Annotated in this window: 17 protein-coding genes; 5 read left to right on the forward strand and 12 right to left on the reverse strand. The window is 68.7% G+C overall.

Going from position 1 to position 22,885, the window contains the following annotated elements; translation table 11 throughout:
* Positions 1-12 precede the first annotated feature (12 nt).
* The 6 genes from rbfA to BCL67_RS08165 all read right to left on the reverse strand — a co-directional run bounded on the left by rbfA (position 13) and on the right by BCL67_RS08165 (position 6,830).
* On the reverse strand, positions 13-516 hold the full coding sequence (rbfA, locus tag BCL67_RS08140) for a 30S ribosome-binding factor RbfA (protein WP_106122943.1): 504 nt from the start codon (positions 514-516) through the stop codon (positions 13-15).
* A 142-nt stretch (positions 517-658) separates the two neighbouring features.
* The gene (infB, locus tag BCL67_RS08145) at positions 659-3,532 is read right to left on the reverse strand and encodes a translation initiation factor IF-2 (protein ID WP_106122944.1); all 2,874 of its coding nucleotides are present in this window, start codon (positions 3,530-3,532) and stop codon (positions 659-661) included.
* A gap of 223 nt (positions 3,533-3,755) precedes the next feature.
* Positions 3,756-4,031 carry a YlxR family protein gene (locus BCL67_RS08150; RefSeq protein WP_106122945.1) on the reverse strand — a complete coding sequence of 92 codons (276 nt, stop codon included), beginning with the start codon at positions 4,029-4,031 and terminating at the stop codon, positions 3,756-3,758.
* Between the two features lie 54 nt (positions 4,032-4,085).
* Entirely contained in the window at positions 4,086-5,063 is a 978-nt protein-coding gene (gene nusA, locus BCL67_RS08155) for a transcription termination factor NusA (protein ID WP_106122946.1), read from the reverse strand.
* Between the two features lie 24 nt (positions 5,064-5,087).
* The gene (gene rimP / locus BCL67_RS08160; RefSeq protein ID WP_106122947.1) at positions 5,088-5,633 is read right to left on the reverse strand and encodes a ribosome maturation factor RimP; all 546 of its coding nucleotides are present in this window, start codon (positions 5,631-5,633) and stop codon (positions 5,088-5,090) included.
* 63 nt (positions 5,634-5,696) lie between these two features.
* Positions 5,697-6,830, reverse strand: coding sequence for a hypothetical protein (locus tag BCL67_RS08165; protein WP_106122948.1), 1,134 nt, complete (start codon positions 6,828-6,830; stop codon positions 5,697-5,699).
* Positions 6,831-7,212: 382 nt separating this feature from the next.
* Here BCL67_RS08165 and BCL67_RS08170 point away from each other — a divergent pair, with 382 nt between their 5' ends.
* On the forward strand, positions 7,213-9,018 hold the full coding sequence (locus BCL67_RS08170; protein WP_106122949.1) for a proline--tRNA ligase: 1,806 nt from the start codon (positions 7,213-7,215) through the stop codon (positions 9,016-9,018).
* Positions 9,019-9,047: 29 nt separating this feature from the next.
* Positions 9,048-9,842, forward strand: a complete 795-nt coding sequence (locus BCL67_RS08175; RefSeq protein WP_106123007.1) for a TSUP family transporter — start codon at positions 9,048-9,050, stop codon at positions 9,840-9,842.
* A gap of 16 nt (positions 9,843-9,858) precedes the next feature.
* On the opposite strand, the gene BCL67_RS08180 is transcribed toward BCL67_RS08175, so the two are convergent.
* From BCL67_RS08180 to dxr, 5 genes are all read right to left on the reverse strand, one after another.
* Positions 9,859-10,929 carry a hypothetical protein gene (locus tag BCL67_RS08180; RefSeq protein WP_106122950.1) on the reverse strand — a complete coding sequence of 357 codons (1,071 nt, stop codon included), beginning with the start codon at positions 10,927-10,929 and terminating at the stop codon, positions 9,859-9,861.
* Entirely contained in the window at positions 10,930-11,823 is an 894-nt protein-coding gene (locus BCL67_RS08185; RefSeq protein WP_258174895.1) for a GNAT family N-acetyltransferase, read from the reverse strand.
* Positions 11,798-12,946 (reverse strand): flavodoxin-dependent (E)-4-hydroxy-3-methylbut-2-enyl-diphosphate synthase, encoded by a 1,149-nt coding sequence (ispG, locus tag BCL67_RS08190; RefSeq protein ID WP_369797177.1) that lies wholly within the window; start codon positions 12,944-12,946, stop codon positions 11,798-11,800. Before ispG ends, BCL67_RS08185 begins: the two co-directional genes overlap by 26 nt.
* Before the next feature lie 140 nt (positions 12,947-13,086).
* Complete coding sequence (locus BCL67_RS08195) at positions 13,087-14,592, reverse strand: M50 family metallopeptidase (RefSeq protein ID WP_106122951.1); 1,506 nt, start codon at positions 14,590-14,592, stop codon at positions 13,087-13,089.
* Complete coding sequence (gene dxr, locus BCL67_RS08200; RefSeq protein WP_181255941.1) at positions 14,589-15,887, reverse strand: 1-deoxy-D-xylulose-5-phosphate reductoisomerase; 1,299 nt, start codon at positions 15,885-15,887, stop codon at positions 14,589-14,591. Before dxr ends, BCL67_RS08195 begins: the two co-directional genes overlap by 4 nt.
* Positions 15,888-15,996: 109 nt before the next feature.
* Here dxr and BCL67_RS08205 point away from each other — a divergent pair, with 109 nt between their 5' ends.
* The 3 genes from BCL67_RS08205 (at position 15,997) to BCL67_RS08215 (ending at position 22,286) form a co-directional block, all read left to right on the forward strand.
* Positions 15,997-16,464: a GNAT family N-acetyltransferase gene (locus tag BCL67_RS08205; RefSeq protein WP_106122953.1), complete on the forward strand. Its 468-nt coding sequence runs from the start codon at positions 15,997-15,999 to the stop codon at positions 16,462-16,464.
* A 185-nt stretch (positions 16,465-16,649) separates the two neighbouring features.
* Positions 16,650-19,349, forward strand: coding sequence for a LuxR C-terminal-related transcriptional regulator (locus tag BCL67_RS08210; RefSeq protein ID WP_181255942.1), 2,700 nt, complete (start codon positions 16,650-16,652; stop codon positions 19,347-19,349).
* A gap of 231 nt (positions 19,350-19,580) precedes the next feature.
* Positions 19,581-22,286, forward strand: coding sequence for a LuxR family transcriptional regulator (locus BCL67_RS08215; RefSeq protein WP_106122955.1), 2,706 nt, complete (start codon positions 19,581-19,583; stop codon positions 22,284-22,286).
* A gap of 6 nt (positions 22,287-22,292) precedes the next feature.
* On the opposite strand, the gene BCL67_RS08220 is transcribed toward BCL67_RS08215, so the two are convergent.
* Entirely contained in the window at positions 22,293-22,832 is a 540-nt protein-coding gene (locus tag BCL67_RS08220) for a sigma-70 family RNA polymerase sigma factor (RefSeq protein ID WP_181255943.1), read from the reverse strand.
* Positions 22,833-22,885 lie beyond the last annotated feature (53 nt).

Genomic DNA, 22,885 nt, shown 5'->3' on the forward strand with positions numbered 1-22,885 from the left:
GCCTATCTGCGTTCAGCGATCTGCGGCGCTGGAGCGGCCGGCGTCGTCGGAGGCCTCGTCGGACGAGTCCTCGTCGGAAGAGTCAGACTCTTCCTCGACCTGCCAGCGGTAGGGCTTCTCCTCAGAGGCGGGCTGGGCGTCCTTGCGCAGGGCGGCGACCTGTTCGTCCTGCTCGCGGGCCTTGCGGAGCAGGTCCTCCATGTGCGCGGCGGACTCGGGGATCTCGTCGGCGACGAACTCCAGGGTCGGGGTCAGCCGGATGTTGAGCTGCCGGCCGAGCTCGTGGCGCAGGGTTCCCTGGTTCGCGGCCAGGACGGCCTCGGCACCTGCGCGGGACTCCTCGTCCGGAGCCATGACGGTGTAGTACACCGTGGAGTGCTGGAGATCGTTGGTCACGCGGGCGTCGGTGACGGTGATCAGCTCTGCGCGCTCATCCTTGACCCGGCGACGCAGCGCCTCGGCCACGATCACCTTGATGCGCTGCGCCAGTCGTGCGGCGCGTGCTGGATCTGCCATGATGCGCTCCTCTCAAAAAATTCTGGTCCCGGCCTGGCCCCGCGTCGAGCGGGTCAGGTGGGTATGGTCTGCGGACAGGTCCGGGGACCCCGCCTGTGGCAGGGTCCCCGGAGCTGTCACCGGTCGAAACCGGCGAGCTGGATCAGGAGCGCGGGATCTCGCGCATCTCCCAGGTCTCGATGCTGTCACCTTCGCGGATGTCGTTGAACGATCCGAGGCCGATGCCGCACTCGAAGCCCTCGCGGACCTCGGTGGCGTCGTCCTTGAACCGCTTGAGCGACTCGATGGTGAGGTTGTCGGCCACCACGTTGCCATCGCGCACCAGGCGCGCCTTGGCGTTGCGGCGCATGATGCCGGAGCGGACGATCGAACCGGCGATGCTGCCGAACTTCGAGGAGCGGAAGACCTCGCGGACCTCCGCGGTGCCCAGTGAAGCCTCTTCGTACTCGGGCTTCAGCATGCCCTTCAGGGCGGCCTCGATGTCGTCGATCGCGGCGTATATGACCGAGTAGAAGCGCATGTCCACGCCTTCACGCTCGGCAAGGTCGTTGACGCGCTCCGCAGGACGGACGTTGAAGCCGATGATCACTGCATTGTCCACAGTGGCCAGGTTCACGTCGTTCTGCGTGATCGCACCGACGCCGCGGTGGATGACGCGCAGCTGCACATCGGCACCCACATCGATCTTGAGCAGTGCATCTTCCAGGGCCTCCACGGCACCGGAGACGTCGCCCTTGAGGATGAGGTTGAGCGTGTCGATCTTGCCGTCGGCCACAGCCTGGTCGAAGTCTTCCAGGCTGATGCGCTTGCGGCGCTTGGCCAGCTGAGCGTTGCGCTCCACGGCTTCACGCTTCTCAGCGATCTGACGTGCAGTGCGGTCATCGGAGGTGGACAGGAAGGTGTCACCGGCGCGAGGCACCGAGGACAGGCCCAGGACCTGCACCGGACGGGAGGGCAGGGCCTCCTTGACGGTCTCGCCGTGCTCGTCGAACATGGCGCGGACACGGCCGTGGGCGGTGCCGGCGACCATGTTGTCGCCCACCCGCAGGGTGCCCGACTGGACCAGCACAGTGGCCACGGCGCCGCGACCCTTGTCCAGGTTCGCTTCGATGGCCACACCGCGCGCTGCCTTGTTCGGGTTCGCGGTGAGCTCCAGGGCTGCGTCTGCGGTGAGCAGCACAGCCTCGAGGAGCTCGTCGATGTGCAGGTGCTTCAGCGCGGAGACGTTGACGAACATGGTGTCGCCGCCGTACTCCTCGGGCACCAGACCGTATTCGGCCAGCTGACCGCGGACCTTGTCCGGGGAGGCGCCTTCCTTGTCCATCTTGTTGACCGCGACCACGACCGGCACATTGGCGGCCTTCGCGTGGTTCAGCGCTTCGATGGTCTGGGGCATGACGCCGTCATCGGCGGCCACGACCAGCACCGCGATGTCGGTGACCTTCGCACCACGAGCACGCATGGCGGTGAACGCCTCGTGACCGGGAGTATCGATGAAGGTCAGGCCGCGCTCGACGCCCTCGTGCTCGACGTGGACCTGGTAGGCACCGATGTGCTGGGTGATGCCGCCGGCTTCGCCTTCGGTCACCTTCGCGCTTCGGATGGAGTCCAGCAGGCGGGTCTTGCCGTGGTCGACGTGACCCATGACGGTCACGACGGCGGCACGTGCGGAGAGCTCGTCAGAGCCCTCGGCTGCCAGCTCATCTTCGATGTTGATGTCGAAGGTGTTCAGCAGCTCGCGATCCTCGTCCTCCGGGGAGACGATCTGGACCGGGTAGCCCAGCTCTTCGCCCAGCAGGTGGAAGGTCTCTTCGTCGAGGGACTGGTTGGCGGTGGCCATCTCGCCGAGCTTCATCAGCACGGTGACCATCGCCGCCGGCTCGGCATTGATCTTCTCGGCGAAGTCGCCCAGCGAGGAGCCGCGGCGCAGCCGCACGGTGGTGGTGCCGTCGCCCTTGGGAACGCGCACGCCGCCGATCTCGCGGGACTGACGCTGCTCCATCTCCTGGCGCTTGGCGCGCTTCGACTTGCGAGCCTTGGCCTTGGAGCCGCCGCGACCGAAGGCACCGGCCGCGCCACCGCGGCGAGGACCGCCGCCGCGACCACCGCGTGGCGGACCACCGGCGGGAGCGCCCGGACGACCACCGGCAGGTGCCGGGGTCTGGCTGGGCATCATCGATGGCTTGGGACCACCCGGACGTGCCGCTGCGGGGCGGGCTGCGCCGCCTGCTGCGGGAGCGCCGGGGCGTGAACCGGCAGCGCCTGCCGGGCGGGGTGCGCCCGGACGCGGTGCTCCGCCGGGTGCGCCCTGACCGCCGCGGGGACGAGGTCCGCCGCTGCGCTCATTGCGCATGCCCTGCTGGGGTGCGAACGGGTTGTTGCCCGGACGTGGTCCTGCTGGCTTGGGACCGGGGCGGGGGCCGCCGGTTCCGCCGGGACGCGGGGCCTGGCGCTCGGCGCCCATGCCCTGACTCGGTGCGTAGGGGTTGTTGCCCGGGCGGGGACCGCCGGGCTTGGCGCCTGATCCTGCGGGCCGGGAGGCGGGCTTCTCAGCCGGGGCCTCGGTGCTCGCGGCAGGCTTCGCTTTGGCCTTGGGGGCCTCAGCCTTGGGCGCGTCGGCCTTCGGAGCCGGCGCCTCGGGGGCAGCGGCCGCGGGGGCTTCGGGCTCGGGCGTGGCGGCGGGCTTCGGACCGGGCCGGGGGCCGGGCTTGAAGCCGCCGGGGCGGGGCGCGGAGGTGCCTGCGGAGGCGGGCTGTGCCGAGGTCGAGCTGTCAGCGGCGGGCGCGGAGGCGCCGTCGGACTTCTTCGGACCGGGGCGGGCAGCACCGTTGGACGCAGGAGCGTCGGCGGCGGGCTTGGCGTCAGGGAATGCCTGGCGCAGCTTCTTCGCCACCGGGGGTTCCACGGTGGAGGAGGGCGACTTCACAAATTCGCCCATGCCCTGCAGTGTCGCGAGGGCTTCTTTCGAGGTGATGCCGAGCTCTTTGGCGAGCTCGTGTACGCGGGCCTTGGCCACATTTCTCCTTAATCTGGCCCACGCTTCCCCGCTGGCACCAGCGGGGCTGATGTCAGCGGTTCATCGGCGAAGGCCGTTTGAACAGTTCTGAAACCGTGACGGAGTCGCTGTGATGGGTCATCGCTGCGAACTCATGCGTCGGTCTTCATCGGGGATCCATCTCTCTGAACCCGCTTTCTGGTCTCCCCCGCTGATCCGTCGCATTGCTGCGGCGGAGGCGGCGTCAGCCGTCGGTGCCAATAATGTCGTGCAGCTCGAGCGTCCTCGGGTCCACGGTCCGGCGGAAGGCCCGGTTGAAGGCCTTGCGCTTGAGGGCGGTCTCGAGGCACTCGCGCTGCCGGTGCAGCCAGGCGCCTCGTCCGGGCAGGGCCCGGTCGGTGTCCCACACCACCAGCGGCGGTGCAGGCTCGGCGTTCTGGGCTGCGGTGAGTGCGAGCCTTATTGCCTTGTCCTGAGCGACCTCACGGCGACAGCCGATACAGGTACGCACTGGAACCATGACAGTCTACCCCTTCCGGCGGCGTCGAGCAGAAACGTGGGAGTCGGTGCCGGCTCAGGATGCGGCGAGGGTCGCGTCGGAGACGATGTCGATCCGCCAGCCGGTGAGCTTCGCGGCGAGCCGGGCGTTCTGACCCTCCTTGCCGATGGCCAGCGAGAGCTGGTAGTCCGGCACGACCACGCGGGCGCTGCGGGTGGCCTCATCCAGGATGGTCACCGACTTCACCTTCGAGGGTGAGAGCGCGTGGCCGATGAACTCGGCGGCGTCGTCGGAGTGATCGATGATGTCGATCTTCTCGTCGTTGAGCTCGTTCATGACCGCCCGGACGCGGGAGCCCATGGAGCCGATGCAGGCACCCTTGGCGTTGATCCCGGACTGGTGGGCGCGCACCGCGATCTTGGTGCGGTGTCCGGCTTCGCGGGCGATGGCGGTGATCTCCACCGAGCCGTCGGCGATCTCGGGGACCTCGTGTTCGAAGAGCTTCTTCACCAGGCCCGGGTGCGAGCGCGAGAGCGTGATGGAGGGTCCGCGCATGCCACGGTGGACGTCGACGACGAAGGCGCGGATCCGGTGGCCGTGGACGTATTCCTCGCCGGGGACGTGCTCCTGCGGGGGCAGCAGCGCCTCGACGCTGCCCAGGTCGACCTGGACCATGTTGGGGTTGCGCCCCTGCTGGATGGTGCCGGAGATCAGTTCTCCCTCGCGGCCCTTGAACTGTCCCAGGACCTGATCGTCCTCGGCGTCGCGGATCCGCTGCATGATCACCTGGCGCGCCGTGGAGGCGGCCACTCGCCCGAAGTCCCGGGGGGTGTCGTCGAACTCACCGATGAAGGTGCCGTCCTCGTCCTGCTCCTTGGCCCACACCGTGACATGACCCGTGGACTGATCGATCTCAGCCCGGGCGTGCTGCAGTGCGCCGGGCGATTTGTGGTAAGCCAGCACCAGCGCCTGTTCGATGGCGGGGATCAGCCGCTGCAGCGGGATCTCGCGCTCTTTGACAAGCATGCGCAGTGCGCTCATATCGATATCCACTTGTGCCTCCGGTTAAGCCAGTATCTACTGCGTGTGGGAAAACTCTACCTGCACTCGTGCGTGGGTGATCGCCGCGAAAGCGATCTCCGCCGGTTCACCGTACTTCACCGGCATCCCCTTCTTGGGGGCAGGCTTCTGCTCGACCACCGAGATCGCGTGCTCGCTGACGCCCTGCAGCCGGGCCAGGATCGGGCTGTGACCGGCCTGGGTGATCTCCAGCAGCCGGCCCAGATTCCGCTCGAAATGCCGCGGCTCGGTGAGCGGGCGGGTGGCCCCGGGAGTGGAGACCTCCAGGTCGTAGGTGTCGAGCTCGGGAAGGACGTCGTCCTCGTCGAAGCGGGCCGAGATGGCCTGGGAGAGCTCGGCGATGGTGTCCAGGTCCACCTGTTCGGTGCCGCTGAGCAGGTCCACCGAGACCTTCAGGGTGGTGCTGGGCCCGTTGGCGGCAAGCTCGATCTCTTCGAGGTGGAGCCCCTGCGCGGTGATCGCAGGCGTGATCAGCTCGGCGATCTTCGCGGCGCGGGCGTCCTTGAAGCGCGGATCTCCGGTGGGGCGTGGGGCGGTGGCCATGACGGTCCTATCGGTGGTGGTCTTCGATGCGTCTCCATTGTGCCTGAACCTGCCCCTCCCGTTTTACCGGGGCTTGCGTGATCGACCGGCCCGACGGTTGTCCCGGTAAAACACGTCAGCGCCGGTAGAGCGCCCCGACAGGGGGATTCCTGTGGCGCTGAGCAGGCGTTGGAGGCGGATGGGGTCCGTCAGATCGGCCCAGGTGAAACGCACCACCTTGAGCCCGAGCGCGCGCAGCCCGTCCTCGCGATGCTTCTCCGCGACCACGACCTGCCCGGGGCTGGATCCAGACAGCATCCCCGACCTGAGGTACTTCTTCAGCCCATCGAACTCCCCCACGACGCCTGGACCTTCCCAGTAGAAGTCAGTCCTACAGGTGGAACCATCGGGAAGCAGGATGCTTCGCTGCAGCTCCGGCGCCGCGAACCCAAGTTCGGCGATGCGCACCCGGGCCCAGGACTCCCCCACAGACTCAGCGCCCGCGTCGGCGAACTCCCAGGCCGCCGCCCAGCGGGTCCGACCCCTCGCCGACGCGACCAGGCGGAGCCAGGGTTCGACGGCGGGGAGCGTGCCGCCGGGCTCAGCCGGAGCGCCGAAACGGCCGGCGCGGCAGGCATCAAGCACCGCGACTGCTTCGGCGAAGCTCATCCGCGGCACGGTATCGGCGAGCACGAGTCCCAGCGGCTCCAACCGAATCCGCATCCCAGCAGTGATGGATGGATCGAAGCCTTCCGGGACGGGAAACTCCTGGTGAATCAGGGCTGATTCGTAAGCCTGCGTCCATCTCTGCCCGAGGCCTCCGCGCAGTTGGTCCCGGAAGGCGCGCGGGTATTGGTGGTGGCGAGTCCCGATCGAGCTCAGCGCTGCGCGACTTCGAGGGCCTCCGTCGTGCGCTTCGGACTGCGCCCTAAGCAGCCGTTCCACTGCAGCGGCGGAGGCCCGGCCGGTCAATGGTGGTGCCGGATGGAGGCCGGTGGCGTCGTTGCGCGCCGTGCGCACTGTGACCGCGTCCGGAGGCCGCAGCAGATTGAAGCCATGCATGGCCAGTGCAGTGGTCCTGCAGAAATGGGTGTGCGGCACCGGCAGGGCCACCGCGGCGGCTGCGATCAGATGGCGATCCCAGGGAGCCGTCTGCAGCCAGCTTGCGGGATTGATGTAGATACCTCGGCGGAGGCGCAGCAGCGCTCCGGCGTCCACCAGGGCACTGAGTCTGCGACCGATGTCATCGACCTCAAGCCACTGACCCGCACCGAGGATCGTTGTAGATCCGGAAGAGTCCCAGAGGTCCTTGGCGCGCAGGAGCCTTGGGGGGGATGACTGGGTTGGGCACGGCCGCGGGGTCTGTCGCGAAGTCCTCTGATTCGTCATGACAGAACCCTGACCCGCACGCTCGGCGAGCAGGACCAGATCCGCCCGGCTGTGGACAACCCCTCCACCCCACCTTTTACCGGGGCTTGCGTGAGAAACCGAGGGGACCGTCTCGCAGGTGATCCACGCAAGGGGAGGTAAAATGCCTAGGGGGTGAGCGCCCCTTAGACTTGGGCCGGTAGAAGATCCCTCACCGGAAACGAGTTCACCTGTGCCGCTCCGCCTGTCTCACCTGTTCCTCCGCACGCTGCGCGACAACCCGGCCGACGCCGAGGTCGCCAGCCACCAGCTGCTGGTCCGCGCCGGCTACATCCGCCGCGCCGCGCCGGGCGTCTACACCTGGCTGCCGCTGGGCCTGAGCGTGCTGCGGAAGATCGAGGCGATCGTCCGCGAGGAGATGGACCGGATCGGGGCCCAGGAGGTGCACTTCCCGGCCCTGCTGCCCAAGGAGCCCTACGAGGCGACCGGCCGATGGGACGACTACGGCGACGGGATCTTCCGGCTCAAGGACCGCAAGGACGCGGACTACCTGCTCGCCCCCACCCACGAGGAGGTCTTCACCCTGCTGGTGAAGGACCTCTACAGCTCCTATAAGGACCTGCCGCTCTCGATCTACCAGATCCAGAACAAGTACCGCGACGAGGCGCGGCCCCGGGCCGGGCTGCTCCGCGGCCGCGAATTCATCATGAAGGACTCCTACTCCTTCGCGCTGACCGAGGAGGACCAGGCCGCGGCCTACGCCGCCCACCGCGAGGCGTACCTGCGCATCTTCGACCGGCTCGGCCTGCCCGTGGTCCCGGTCAACGCGCAGTCCGGTGCGATGGGCGGCTCGGCCTCCGAGGAGTTCCTGTTCCCCTGTGACATCGGCGAGGACACCTTCGTGGAGTCCGACGGCGGGTTCCGCGCCAACGTCGAGGCCGTCACGACACCGGCTCCCGAACCGCTGGACCACTCCGAGCTTCCGGCAGCTGAGGTCCACCACACCCCCGGCACCGACACCATCGCCACCCTGGTCGACGCCGCGAACACCCACCAGCCCCGGGCTGACCGCGCATGGACCGCAGCCGACACGCTCAAAAACGTCGTCGTCGCCGCGGTGCTGCCCGACGGCACCCGCCGGATCGTGGTGCTCGGCGTGCCCGGCAACCGCGAGGTCGACCTCAAGCGCGCCGAGGCCACCATCGGCAGCCTGATCGGTGTCGGCGGCGAGGTCGCCCTGGAGGCTGCGAACGAGGCGGACCTGAAGAAGAACCCCGGACTCGTGCGCGGCTATATCGGCCCCGGCAACTCGCTGGACGCCCCGGTGCTCGGGGAAGCCGGCAGCACCGGCATCAGCTACCTGGTGGATCCCCGCGTGGTGTCCGGCACCAGCTGGATCACCGGCGCCAACGAGACCGATCAGCACGTGTTCGGCCTCGTGGCCGGGCGTGACTTCGGCTGGGACGGCGTCATCGAGTCCGTGGTCGTCGAGGCCGGCGACCCGGCCCCGGACGGCTCCGGACCGCTGCGCACCCGTCGCGGCATCGAGATGGGCCACATCTTCCACCTGGGCACCCGCTACGCCGAGGCGCTGGGCCTGCAGGTCCTCGACGTCAACGGCAAGCTCGCCACCGTGACCATGGGCTCCTACGGCTTCGGCGTCACCCGCGCGCTGGCCGCGATCGCCGAGGCCACCCACGATGACAAGGGCCTGATCTGGCCGCGAGCCATAGCCCCGGCCGACGTGCACCTGGTCGCGACGGGCAAGGGCGACGAGGTCTACGCCGCGGCCGAGGCGCTGATCAGCGAGCTCGAAGCCGCTGGCCTGACCGCGATCTACGATGACCGCCCCAAGGTCTCCCCCGGTGTGAAGTTCGGCGACGCCGAGCTGCTCGGGGTCCCGATGCTGGTGACCGTGGGCCGCGGCCTGAAGAACGGCACCATCGAGCTCAAGGATCGCCGCTCCGGCGAGTCCTCTGAGGTCCCGGTGGCCGACGCCGCAGCGGCGGTGCTCGAACACGTCAAGGGACTCCGCTGAACGAGGCCCTCGAGGCGGTCACCGATGTGATCATCGGCGGCGGCCTCGAGATCACCTGGGTGACCCTGCTGCTGCTGATCGCGGCGGGCTTCGCCGCAGGGTGGGTGGACGCCGTCGTCGGCGGCGGCGGGCTGCTCCAGCTGCCGGCGCTGCTCATGGTCCCGGGGATCACCCCGGTCCAGGCGCTGGCCACCAATAAGCTCGGATCGATCTTCGGCACGACGACGTCGGCGATCACCTACGCGCGACGGGTCAAGCCCTCGATGACCACGGCGCTGCCGATGGCGGCGGCAGCCCTGCTGGCCAGCTACGGCGGTGCGGTGGTCGCCGCCTCGCTCCCGGAGCGGATCATCCTGCCGCTGATCCTGCTCGCACTGATCGGCGTGGGTGTGTTCACCGCCGTGAAACCGCAGGTCGGTCAGCTGGAGAAGCTGCGCTACGCAGGAATGGGGCACCTGGCCCGCGCGGTGACGATCGGACTGATCATCGGCTTCTACGACGGCGTGCTCGGCCCGGGCACCGGCACCTTCCTGGTCATCGCCCTGGTCACCGTGCTGGGCTACAACTTCTTGAACTCCTCGGCGCAGGCCAAGGTGGTCAACGTCGCCACCAACCTGGGGGCGCTGCTCTACTTCTTCCCCTCCGGACATGTGCTCCTCGGCCTCGGGCTGGTGCTCGGTGCGGCGAACATGGCCGGCGGCTATCTCGGTGCCCGGATGGCCATCGCGAAGGGCTCGAAGTTCATCCGGATGGTGTTCCTGGCGGTGGTCTTCGCCCTGGTCCTCAAGCTCGGCTATGACGTGACGGTCGACTTCTTCGGCTGATCCTCAGGCGTCGGCCTCAGTCAAGGCTTTCGATGAGGTCGGCCGCCTCGGTCTGGAGCTCTTCGGCGGCGACCTCCGCCTCGTCCCCGTCGAGGGCCTCGCTCAACGGGGCAGTCACCGTGACGATGTGCGAGCCGCTGCGCAGGGTGACCGCGACGGCGTCCTCCCGGTCGCCGTCGGACGTGATCCGCGATGAGGTGCCGAGCGCGTCGTCGGCGGTGGAGGAGACGTCGATGAGGTCCACCGAGGTGGAGGTCTCCACCGAGTCCTCCCCGCCGCGGCTGGCGGTGTAGGAGTCACAGGACTCGAGTCCGTCCTGCTCCGCCGCAAGATGGGCATCGGCGGCGCGCCAGTCCCGGAAGCTCAGGATCAGAGCCTGGCGCTGCGACGGCAGGTCGACGGTGACCGGCTCCGGCTCCTCATCGTCGCTGCCTTCAGAGTCGCCGCCGTCGGCGTCGCTGTTCTGGGAGTCGCCGTTCCCGGAGTCGCCACCCTCGGCGTCGCTGTTCTCGGCATCGCTGCCTTCGGAGTCCTCTTCCTCGGTGCTGGCCAGCTGGACATGCGCCTGGCCGTCGAGGGCTCCGGCTTCCGGATCGCCCTCGGGCGCCTCGGCAGAACCCTCAGCGCCGTCGTCAGAACCACCCCCCGAACTACCCTCGGCATCCTCCGCCCCGCCCTCTGAGAGCCCGTCCGCGTAGGCGACAAGCGCTCCCGCCGGCACCGGCACGGCCGAGCGCACCACGAACTGCTTGCACTCCGGCGGGTCGACCACCAGTCGCTGCAGCTCGGTCTCGATGTCGCGCAGTCCCGCCCAGTAGTCGGTGGTGTCGCTCAGCGCGGCGTCCGGGTACCGGGAGGCGAGCTGCTCGCGCATCTCATCGTGGGTCAGCTGGTTGCCGGAGGGCTCCGGGACCTGCTGCTGGACACCCTGGTTGCTGGTGCCGGGCTCGGCCGCCGGGGTCCCCGCCTGATCTGCCGTAGAGGTCTCACAGCCGGTGAGCACCAGCATCCCGAGAAGCCCGAGCGCGGCCCCGGCGGTGGAGCGGCGGCGCAGCCGTGCAGCAGAAATGGAGGGGAAGGAAGTCATCTAGAACAGTATGGTCGCGAAGGTCCCCACCTGGGTGAATCCAACACGCTCGTAGGTCCGAATCGCCGCCGTGTTGTAGCTGTTCACGTAGAGGCTCACCGTGGGTGCCAGCTTGAGTCCGTGCTCGACGACGGCGGCCATCCCAGGCCCGGCGAGACCGAGTCCGCGGTGGCTGGGCCGCACCCAGACGCCCTGGACCTGGACCACCTCGGGACTGACCGCCCCGAACTCGGCCTTGAACACGATCTCAGAGGACTCCGGGTCCACCGCGATGATCGAATGGCCGGCATTGATGAGGCCGCGCACGCGCTCTCGGTACTGGCTCGCACCCTGGGCGTAGGGCGAGAATCCCAGCTCTTCGGTGAACATGGCCGCACTGGCCTGCTCCACCCGAGGGAAGTCCCCGGACGTCGAGAGCCGAGCCCCGGGCAGCGGCTCCACCGTTGAGGGCTCGGTGATCGACATCAGCGGCTGATCGGGCCGGACATCTCGGGCCCCGGTCCAGCCGGTGGCGTCGAAGAGCTCCAGCGACGCCTCGGCGCCGCCGTAGATCGAGGCCACCCTGCGGCGCATCGCGCCGACCACCAGCCCGAAGAGCTCACCCTGGGCCGCGCTGGCGGCCACAGGGATGATGTTGCTTCCGGTCCAGCAGGCGGCGAGCAGACCGTTCTCGCCGTCGATCCCGAGCACCACGGCGCCGTTGCGGCCCTTGCCGGGCCCGGCGGACCGGCGCGCCCGCACGGTCGCCGTGACCGAGACGTTCGCCACCGGGTCGGTGGCGAGCAGCTTCTCGAGCGCGGGGGTGTCCCCGTGTCCGAGCACACGGACCTCTCCACGGGTGGCGCGGTGCACGCGGGCGGCTGCGGCGTCAGCTGACGGAGACCACAGGGGCACTCGCTGCCTGAGCATCTCCATCGGATTCGCGTTCCATTTCTTCGGCCAGCCGGTTGGCTTCTTCGATCAGGGTCTCGACGATCTGGTCCTCGGGCACGGTCTTGATGACCTCGCCCTTGACGAAGATCTGTCCCTTGCCGTTGCCGGAGGCCACGCCGAGGTCCGCGTCGCGGGCCTCGCCGGGTCCGTTGACCACGCAGCCCATGACGGCCACGCGCAGCGGCACCGTCATGCCTTCGAGTCCGGCAGTGACATCGTCGGCGAGGGTGTAGACGTCGACCTGGGCGCGTCCGCAGGAGGGGCAGGAGACGATCTCGAGCTTGCGCGGGCGCAGGTTCAGCGACTCCAGCAGCTGGTTGCCCACCTTGACCTCTTCGGCCGGCGGGGCGGAGAGCGAGACGCGGATGGTGTCGCCGATGCCCTGGGCGAGCAGCGCACCGAAGGCCACGGAGGACTTGATCGTGCCCTGGAAGGCGGGTCCGGCCTCGGTGACGCCCAGGTGCAGGGGCCAGTCGCCGCGCTCGGCGAGCATCTGGTAGGCCTGGACCATGATCACCGGGTCATTGTGCTTGACCGAGATCTTGAAGTCGTGGAAGCCGTGTTCTTCGAACAGCGAGGCCTCCCAGACGGCGGACTCGACCAGCGCCTCGGGCGTGGCCTTGCCGTATTTGTCCATGACCCGCTTGTCCAGCGATCCGGCGTTGACGCCGATGCGGATCGAGACGCCGGCGTCGCTGGCGGCCTTGGCGATCTCGCCGACCTTGTCGTCGAACTGGCGGATGTTGCCGGGGTTCACACGCACGGCGCCGCAGCCGGCCTCGATGGCCGCGAACACATACTTCGGCTGGAAGTGGATGTCGGCGATGACCGGGATCTGCGACTTCATCGCGATGATCTTCAGCGCCTCGGCGTCCTTGTCCGTGGGGCAGGCCACGCGGACGATGTCACAGCCGGAGGCGGTCAGCTCCGCGATCTGCTGCAGAGTGCCGTTGATGTCGTGGGTCTTGGTGGTCGTCATCGACTGGACCGAGACCCGATGATCACTGCCCACGCCAACGGAACCGACATGGAAGTTGCGCGTCTTCCGGCGCGGCGCCAGCACTGGCGGCGGAGCGGAGGGCATTCCGAGGTTGATCGCGGGCACAGACTCTCCTGGTGGATCTTGGCGTTGACGTCGATCAGACGTCAGTTTCTGGTACGTCCTCTTCGGACATCGGCGGGGGTTCCCCCCCCCTCCCATGGTACCGCTCGGCGCGGAGCCAGCTACTCGAAGAGACGGATCGGGTTCACGATGTCCGCATAGATCAACAACACGCCCATGACCAACAACATTCCGGCGACCACGTAGGTCAGCGGCAGCAGCTTGGAGATGTCGAAGGGCCCTGGATCCGGACGCCCCAGCAGCTTGGCGAGTCGACGGCGCAGACTCTCGTACAGCGCACCGGCGACGTGGCCGCCGTCGAGCGGCAGCAGCGGGATCAGGTTGAAGACCATCAGCGCCACGTTGACCCCTGCGACCAGGGAGATCAGTGAGGCGAAGCGGGACTCCAGCGGGATCTCCTCCTGCGCGGAGAGCTCCCCGGCGATCCGGCCCACACCGACCACGGAGAGCGGCCCGTCCGGGTCCCGCTCGGCGGAGGTGAAGGTGGACACCGCGACGTCGTAGAGCCGCACCGGCAGGTTCGCGACGACGGCGCCCACCGCCTTGGACTGCTCCCACACCACCGGCCCGGCCTCCCAGAAGGGCTCCTGGACCATCTCCTGGTCGGCGCCCATTCCGATGAAGCCCACCGGTTCGGTGATGAGCGCGCCGTCGTCGTCGCGCTGGGCCCGGCCCAGCCCGTCGGAGATCGGGCGCTCGGTGAGGATCGGGGTCAGCGTGGTGGTGGTCTCGGTGCCGGCGCGGACGTAGGTGACCTCGCTGGATTCATCGGCCGATTCCCTGATCAGCGCGGTCAGCTCGTCCCAGGTGTCCACCGACTCTCCGTTGAAGGCGAGGATCTGATCTCCGGGGCGCAGGCCGGCCTCGTAGGCGGGGCCGGCGGGGTCGGCGTCGGTGCACTCGCTCTGCCCGGCGTCGGCCGCGTCGGCGGAGACCACGCATTCGAAGACCTCGGCCACGGTGGTGTTGGGCTGCGCGGTGCCGTGGAAGGAGATGATCCCGGCGGTCAGCGCCAGGGCGATCAGCCCGTTCATGGCGGGGCCGCCGAGCATGATGATGATCCGCTTCCAGGTGGGCAGCCGGTAGAACATCCGCTCCTCGTCCCCGGGCCGCAGGTCCTCCGCCGCGACCTCGCGGGCCTCGGTGGAGAGCTGCTGGAAGATCCCGGTGGACTGCGAGCGCACGGTCTTGGTCGGGACCGAGCCCGGCGCCGAGACCGACGCGGCGGCGGGCGCGCCGTACTGCGCACCGACCTCGCGCAGGTAGGGATCCTGACGCGCCGCATCCTCGCGGGCCGCATCCTCGGCCGTGCGGTCCTCGCCGGGGTGGTTCTGCTCAGATGGGTGGTTCAGGGTCCCGGTCTCATCCGGGGGCGGATACATCCCGATCATCGCGACATAGCCGCCCAGCGGGATCGCCTTGACCCCGTACTCGGTCTCGCCGCGGCGGCGCGACCACAGGGTGGGGCCGAAGCCGACCATGTACTGGGTGACGCGGACCTTGAAGAGCTTGGCGGGCAGCAGGTGCCCGATCTCGTGCAGCGCGATGGACAGCGCGATGCCCAGCGCGACGATCGCGATGCCGGCGATCATCAGCAGCGCGATCATGCGCGCACCTGGACCTTCGCCGCGGCGATCCGCTCATCGGCGGCGGCCCGGGCCCAGCGTTCTGCGCCGAGCACCTCCTCCAGCGAAGGCGCGGTGGGACTGCTGGCGGGGTGGTAGCGCTCCAGCACCGCCTCGACCGTGGCCACGATGCCCGGGAAGCCGAGCCGCCCCTGATGGAAGGCTTCCACGGCTTGTTCGTTGGCGGCGTTGTAGACCGCCATGTGTGTCGGCGAGGCGGCGCAGGCCTGCTTGGCCAGGGCCACCGCAGGGAACGCGTGCTCATCCAGGGGCTCGAAGTCCCACTGCATCGCCTTGCTCCAGTCGATGGGCGCGTCGATCTGCTCGAGACGCTCGGGCCAGGAGAGTCCCAGGGCGATCGGGATGAGCATCCGCGGGTGACCGGCCTGCGCGATGGTGGAGCCGTCCTGGAACTGGACCATGGAATGGATCCACTGCTGCGGGTGCACCACGGTCTGGATGTCCGCCAGCTCGATGTCGAAGAGCAGATGCGCCTCGATCACCTCCAGCGCCTTGTTCACCATGGTGGCGGAGTTGGTGGTGACCACCCGGCCCATCGCGTAGTTCGGGTGCTTCAGCGCCTGGGCGGGGGTGACCTCGGCGAGCGCGGCGGCGTCCCAGCCGCGGAAGGGTCCGCCGGAGGCGGTGACCACCAAGCTGGAGACCTCGGATGCGCCGCTGAGCTGGGAGTTCCCATCCACCGGCACGGAGCAGAGTCCGCGTTGGTGCCGTCCGGAGCTCAGCGCCTGGGCCAGTGCCGAGTGCTCCGAGTCGACCGGGACCAGCTGTCCCGGGCGCTGCAGCGCTTCGGCCACGAGCGCGCCGCCGACCACCAGGGATTCCTTGTTCGCCAGCGCCAGGGTGGCGCCGGAGCGCAGCGCGGCGAGGGTCGGGCGCAGACCGATGGACCCGGTCATCCCGTTGAGCACGACGTCGGCCCCGGACTCTGCGGCGATCTGCTCGGCGGCCTGATCCCCGGTCAGGATCTCGGGGCGGGGATGAGCGCCGGAGGCGCCGGACGTGCCGGGGGCCTCGGAGGAGCCTGATCCGCCGGCGGAGAGCGCGGCGCGCAGCTCGCTGGCCGCGGCGTCGTCGGCGATTCCGACCAGGCGCGCGCCGGTGGCGTTGGCCTGCTCCGCCAGCAGGGCCGCGTTGGACCCGGCCGCCAGGCCGACGACCTCGAACCGGTCCGGATGCGCGGCGATGACCCGCAGCGCCTGGGTTCCGATGGAACCGGTGGAACCGAGAATCGCCACGCGGCGCTGAGGGGAAGCCATAGCCACCATTATGGCGCACCGAGGTCGCCCGTGATGGGCGTGCACAGTACGCTGGGTGCACAGCAGTTGCAGACCCATGCGGCCACAAGCCGATGAAGGAGCCTCACCGATGATCACACTGCGCGCAGTGGAGACCGAGGACCTGGACCAGTTCTTCGTGTTCCAGCAGGATGCCGACGCCGCCCATATGGCCGCATTCGCCTCGACCAACCCGAAAGACCGCAGCGTCTTCGACCATCATTGGGGCGAGCTGCTGAACTCCGATGACATCATCGTGCGCACCATCGAGAGCGACGGTCAGGCCGTGGGCTCGATCGCGGCCTTCGAGGACGAGAAGAGCCGGGAGATCACCTTCTGGATCGAGAAGCGCTTCTGGGGCCAGGGCATCACCACCGAGGCCGTGCAGAAGTTCCTCACCGAGTTCCCTGAGCGCCCGGTCACCGCCCGCGTGGTCGTGGACAACCTCGGCACGCTCAAGATCCTGGAGTCCCTGGGCTTCACCGAGACCGGTGAAGAGTCCAGCTTCTCCAACGTCCGCGCCAAGGTGGTCCAGGAGAAGATCCTGCAGCTGGGCTGAACCGCCCCAGCCCCCTGTCCTCCCCCAGGACGCTCGCGCCGGCCGCTCGGCGCGCTGCCGAGGAGAGCGCCGGTGCGCAATCGTCACGAATACGACACCTCCACTGCCGCGCCGACTGACCTGCGCCTATGATGTGTGCACCGCCGTCCACGATGGAGCATCGACGTCACGAGGGGTCCCAGCGTATGCAGGCCACACCTGCTCACACAGCCATTGGTCGAGACCGGCAGCGCGCCAAGATCTTCAGCGCGATCTATGGCGCCTCGGTGGGCCGGAGCGTGGTCTGTCTGCTCGAGGGCACCATCGGCTCCGGCAAATCCACCCTCGCAGCGGAAGCACGTGCCCGAGCCGCGGCCGCCGGACTGACAATGATCTCAGTCGATGACCTCTCCCTGGGCGGCGGAGTCTTCGTCGCGTTCAAGGAGCATGGCCCCGGACCGTTCTGCCTCGTCGTCGACGACCTCCACCGCGCGAAGAGTGCAGACCGTGCCGCCCTCGAACAGCTCATCGACCGAGGGCCGCTGTCGATGAACGCCGGCCCGGCCGTGCTGATCTTGGCCGCTGCTTCGCCCTCCTCGGACGCCTTGACTCGAAGGCTGGCGCGGATGGCTGGACGCTCAGGCACTCGAATCACCTTGGACGGACTGAAACGAGCCGACCTGGCGAAGCTCCTGGAGGTGCACGGATTCAGCCCCTCGGATGAGCTGCTGACAGACATCCAGTCCCGTTCCTCCGGCAACCCGGGCATCGCGCTGCTCCTGGCCCGGAAGGGCCTCACGTCCACCGTCACCGACCGCTCCTCCGCGTCGCGGGAGTTCCTTCGACCAGAGATCGAGCAGATGGCTCCGAGCCTTCGCACCTTCCTCGAGGTCCTGGCGCTCGATCCAGGACAGGCTTGTGCAGAGCAGGCCGCCGCGGTCGCGGTGGAAGCGCTCGCGGAGACAGACCCCACGATTGAGCCTCTCCCCACAGAGGTGCTCATCGACGCGCTGAATCCGATCCTCACCGGCAACGGCCACGAGGTCCGACTCGATGATCGTGCCTGGAGGGATACCGCAGTGGCGCTGATCGAGCCGGCTCGACGGCGAAGGCTCCACCGGCTACTGGCGGAGCGCACCACGGGTCTCGCGCGCGCCGGGCATCTCAGCGCGGCGTCTCTCGAGGGTGATCCCGACTTGGCAGAGGAGCTCGAGCGGCAGAGCCATGAGGCCCTTGAAGCGGGTGACTACTCCTCCAGCGCCTCCTATATGGCGCTCGCCATGAAGCTCAGCCGCGGAGAAGACCGCCGCAGACGCCTGATCTCAGCAGGGCTGATCATCGGAGTCTCCGAGAACCCGCCGGGAATACTGGAGCTGTCGGCGGAGATCGGACTGATCGGAAGCGTCCCGCTGACGGCATTCTTCCAGGCCGGCGTAGCGTTCTTCACCGGCAGGCTCGGAGAGGCCCGCAGCCTGCTCCATGAACAGCTGCGCAGCCCGCGAGGTGACCAGGAACTCGATGACCTGACTCGGTGGCGCATGCTGATAGTGCTCGCCAGCGTAGAGATCGCCGCTGGCGACGAGCACGCGGCCAAGGATGCCGTGGATGAGGCGCACAGCCTCGAGGTGGAACTGTCCACCGAGATCGATGCGGTCATGAGTCGCGTGCTGACCATGCATGAGATCTACGCATTGTGGAACACCGGATCCGTCGACGAAGCCATCAGCAAGCTCGACGTCTTCCTGATCGAAGCGGCTGGCACGGCTGAGTACACCGACGCGTTGTATCTCCGTGGACGGGTGCATTTCTACGCCGGCCACACCACAGCCGCGCTGGATGACCTCCAGCGCGCGGAGACGCATCGCCACAAGAAGGTAGTTCCCGCAGCCGCGCAGCGCGGGATGGCGGACCAGGCCATGATCGAATTCCACCTCGGCAGGTGGTCGGATGCGATTCTGCGCGCCGAGCGCGTGATCGAGATGGCCCGGACCACCCACGACTGGCGAGGCCTGGCCAGTTCCCACTCAGTGCTCGCGATGGTCGCCGTCGCCCACGCCGACGAGACTGCCGCCGCTGAGCACCTCGACTGGCTGGCTCACCACGTCACCACATCCAGCGCGTTTGCCCTCTACGACGTGATGACCGCGCGGGTCTGGACCGCCCGGATGGCGGGGGACCATGAACGTGCCCTCGAGCTGGTGTCCGCCTTCCGCCGCACCCGGCTCAGGTCATGGTCGGACGAGGTCGGGCTGATCGGTTGGCGGGCGCTGGAGATCGGCGCGCTGCTTGATCTCAAGAACCCAGGACCCGGCGCTGTCGCCGAGGCGGAGCGTCTGCTGGCGACCTTCTCGCAGAAGGTGGCCCTGCGGCCGGGACTCCCGCTCCCCTTCGGCCACCCGCAGGCGCTGCAGGGAAAGCTGGCGGCGCGGCGGGGTGAGCTCGACGCCGCCGTGGATCGCTACCGCGCAGCGATCTGGCTGGCAGCCGAGTTCCCACATATGCGGGCTCGAGTCCACCACGCCGTGGGCATGGTCCATCGCGAACGCGGCGATCACACTCGAGCAGACGAGCAGTTCGAGGCGGCGCGGAACATCTTCGCGCAGCTCGGTGCGGCACCAGAGCTCACCGAGGTCAAGAGCCGACTCCTCTCGGTCGCCGGTCGCTATGCCTCGCTGACCCCGCGCGAACGAGACATGGCATATCTCGTCTCGCAGGGGCGCACCAATCGTGAGATCGCCGAGACGCTGTTCGTCTCGGTGAAGACCGTGGAATACCACGTCTCCAATCTCCTGCCGAAGCTCGGCATGTCCTCACGCAGGGAGCTCTGGACGGCCGCGGCCTTGGCATCTCAGCGGATGAGCCCTCCGGAACGCTCACCCGGGTTCGCCCCCGGCGTTCACCTCTGATCTCGAGACGTCCGAGGTGTCGCCCGTCGTCGCGCTCGGCCCGCCGCTTCGCCTGCAGGGAGTCTCGCCGGGAAGAGACGGGCCGCGGGTCCGCGCGGTGCCGAGAGAAGGACCGCCGCGTAACCACCCCGAATACTGGCAGCTTTCGCCCCCGTCATGACTGACCTGCCCCTATGATGTGTGCAACGCCGTTCACGGTGGAGTATCGAACGTGACGAGGGGTCCCAGCGTATGCGCGCCACACCGGCTGACACAGTGATCGGGCGCGACCCCGAGCGCGCCCAGGTCCTGCGCGCGATCTACAGCACCCTTGCCGGCCGCAGCGCCGTGTGCCTGCTCGAAGGCACCATCGGGTCCGGGAAGTCGACCCTGGCCGCCGAGGCCCGTGCGCGGGCGACCTCCGCGGGCCTCACCGCGGTCCCGATCGCCGAGCTCGACACGGTCCGCGGGGTCTGCGACGCGCTGCAGCGGCATGGCCCGGGCCCCTACTGTGTGATGGCCGATGACGTCCCCCACGCCGACGTCGAGGCCCAGTGTGCCCTGGAGCATCTGATCTCTCACGGTTCGCTCACCGGCGATGCCGGTCCAGCGGTGCTGATCATGGCGACCACCTCCCCCACCACGGATCCGCTGACCCGTCGGCTCGCGAAGCTGGCCGGCCAGACCGGGACCCGGATCACTCTGCGTGGACTCTCCCTGGCCGAGCTCGACACGCTGCTGCGCATGAAAGGCCACGCCCTGGACGAGGAGATGCTCGCCGCGACTCATTCACACGCTGCGGGGAACCCCGGAATCGCGCTGCGCCTGGCCGACGCCGAACTCGACTCCTCGGCGATGCACCACAGCAGGCTCCCTCTGGACTATCTGCGTCCCGAACTCGAGCTGATGGCGCCGTCCCTGCGGACCTTTCTGGAGGTCCTCGCCCTGGACGGCGGCGATTCGCGGCCGGATAAGGCCGCTGAAGTGGCCGCGCGGGCACTCGCGCCCGAGACCTCCGAAGGGGCTGAACCGATCGACGCAGCTGCGCTGGTCGACGCGCTCAGCGCGATGATCACCGGCAACGGCAGGGAGGTGCGGCTGACCGATGAGGCGTGGCGCCTGGCGACCACGGCTCTGATCGAACCGGCGCGTCAACGGCGGCTGCATGAGCTCTTCGCCGAACGCACCAGCGGCCTCCCGCAGGCCAGACATCTGGTCGCGGCCTGTCCGGACGGGAATCCCGAGCTCGGCGAGCGCTTCGAGGCCGCGGGCCTGGAGGCGTTGGAGCTGGGCGACTATCGGAGAAGTGCGGAGTATCTGGCGCTGTCCATGCGGGTCAGCCGCGGCCCCGAGCAGAGCCGTCGGATGGTCTCGGCCTGCCTCGCCATGGGGATCTCGGAGAGCCCGACCGGGGTCATCGAGCTCTTCGCGGACATCGACCTGCTCGAGGACCCGGCCATGATGTTCTTCTTCCACGCCGGACTGGCCTTCTTCACCGGCCAGCTCACTGAAGCACGGCGACTGCTGCTGAGCCTGCTGCGTGACCCCCAGCCAGAGCTGAGCTTCGACGACCTCTCTCGCTGGCGGATGCTGATCCTGCTCTGCACGGTGGAGATCGCTTCGGCCGATGAGCAGGCCGCCCAGGCTGCGGTCGCCGAGCTCCGGGCCCTGGACGTCGAACCAGCGACCCCCATCGACCGAGTGCTGAGCCGAGTGCTGAACATGCACGAGATCTACGCGCTGTGGAACTCCGGAGCGATCGAGGAGTCCATCGATCGCCTCGATGCCTTCCTGATCGCGGCCGCCGGCACCGCGGAGCACACCGACGCGCTCTACTTCCGCGCCCGGGGGCACTATTACGCGGGGCACCCCGCCTCGGCGCTCGATGATCTCGAGCGCGCAGAGCATGACCGGCACCACCGGGTGGTGCCGGCCGCGGCGCAGCGTGGAATGGCCGAACAGGCGATGATCGAGTTCCAGCTGGGCCGGTGGACCGACGCGATCCTGCGCGCGGAGCGGGTGATCGCGATGGCGAGCACCAGTCACGACTGGCGCGGACTGGCAACTTCCCATGCGGTGCTGGCCATGGTCGCCGTCGCCCACGCCGATGAGACCGCCGCCGCCGAACATACCGATTGGCTCAGTCACCACGTCACGACCTCCAGCGCCCTGCCGCTCTATAACGTCATGATCGCCATGGCCTGGACCGCACGGATGTCCGGGGACCAGGAACGGGCCCTGGACGTGATCGCCGAGTATCGACGCGGCCGGCTGAGCACGTGGTCGGAGAACGTGGGCCTGATCGGCTGGCGCGCCCTGGAGATCGAGGCGCTGCTGGACCTGCCGAATCCCGGACGAGCCCGGTTGGCGGAGGCGGAGCGGCTGCTGGAGGCGTTCTCGGGAAAGGTCGCGATGCGGCCCGCCCTCCCGCTGCCCTTCGGTCACCCGCAGGCGCTGCGGGCCAAGCTGGCCGCCCTGCGCGGGGACCTCACGAGCGCCGCGGCGGACTACCAGGCGGCGATCTGGCTCGCCGTCGAGTTCCCGCACACCAGGGCCCGTCTGCACCACAGCCTCGGCGTGATCCTTCGCGAACGCGGCGAGCATCTCGACGCCGACGAACACCTCGAGGCGGCGCGGAACATCTTCGCACAGCTCGGCGCGGCGCCGGAGCTCACCGAGGTCAAGAGCCGGCTGCTCTCGGTGGCAGGGCGCTACGCCTCGCTGACCCCGCGGGAACGCGACATCGCCCATATGATCTCCCAGGGTCGGACCAACAACGAGATCTCTGCGAGCCTGTTCGTCTCGAAGAAGACCGTGGAGTACCACGTGTCGAACCTGCTGTCGAAGCTGGGGCTGGGCTCTCGGCGTGAACTCTGGACCGCCGCGGCGGTGGCCTCCCAGCGCGTCAGCCCGCCGACGCAGACCCCGGGATTCGCGCCAGGCGTCCGCGCCGTCTAGACCCGTCTACCGGAGCACCGTGGGATCTGGGTCCTCCTCCGCGGGATCCTCCAAGGCCGAGCGCAGTGCTTTCATCCCGTAGTACATCCGCGTCCGCAGGGTCGCGACCGGGACTCCGGTCTGCGCGGCGAGCTCCTGGTATCCCAGACCGTCGAGCTTCACCGCCGCGATCACCTCGCGGTGCTCGAGCGTGAGGGTGGCCAGGGCGGCGTAGACGGTCAGCCGCTCCGCGATGAGCAGGTCCTCGGTCATCGGCTCGCTCGCCGACTCGATCTTCTGCGCGTCCGAGGGCACGGGGCGTCGGGCCCGGGCGCGCAGGGAATCGATGATGATGTTTCGCTCGATGGCGAACAGCCAGGTCCGCACGGAGCCGCGCGAGCTGCTGTACCGCTCCCGACTGCGCCAGGCGCGGATGAAGACCTCCTGGACACAGTCCTCTGCTTCGCTCCGGTCCCCCAACCCGTTGCGCGCGAACCAGAAGAGCGCGGCTCCATGGTCGGTGAATGCTCCCTGGACGTCGAACGGTGTCTCTTCATCTGGCTGCACGAGTCTCGTACCCTCTCGGAGTGGTGCCGACGTGGAATCACGTGCGGGTCGAG

It is taken from the genome of Nesterenkonia sandarakina, from assembly GCF_003003175.1.
Classification (GTDB): domain Bacteria; phylum Actinomycetota; class Actinomycetes; order Actinomycetales; family Micrococcaceae; genus Nesterenkonia; species Nesterenkonia sandarakina_A.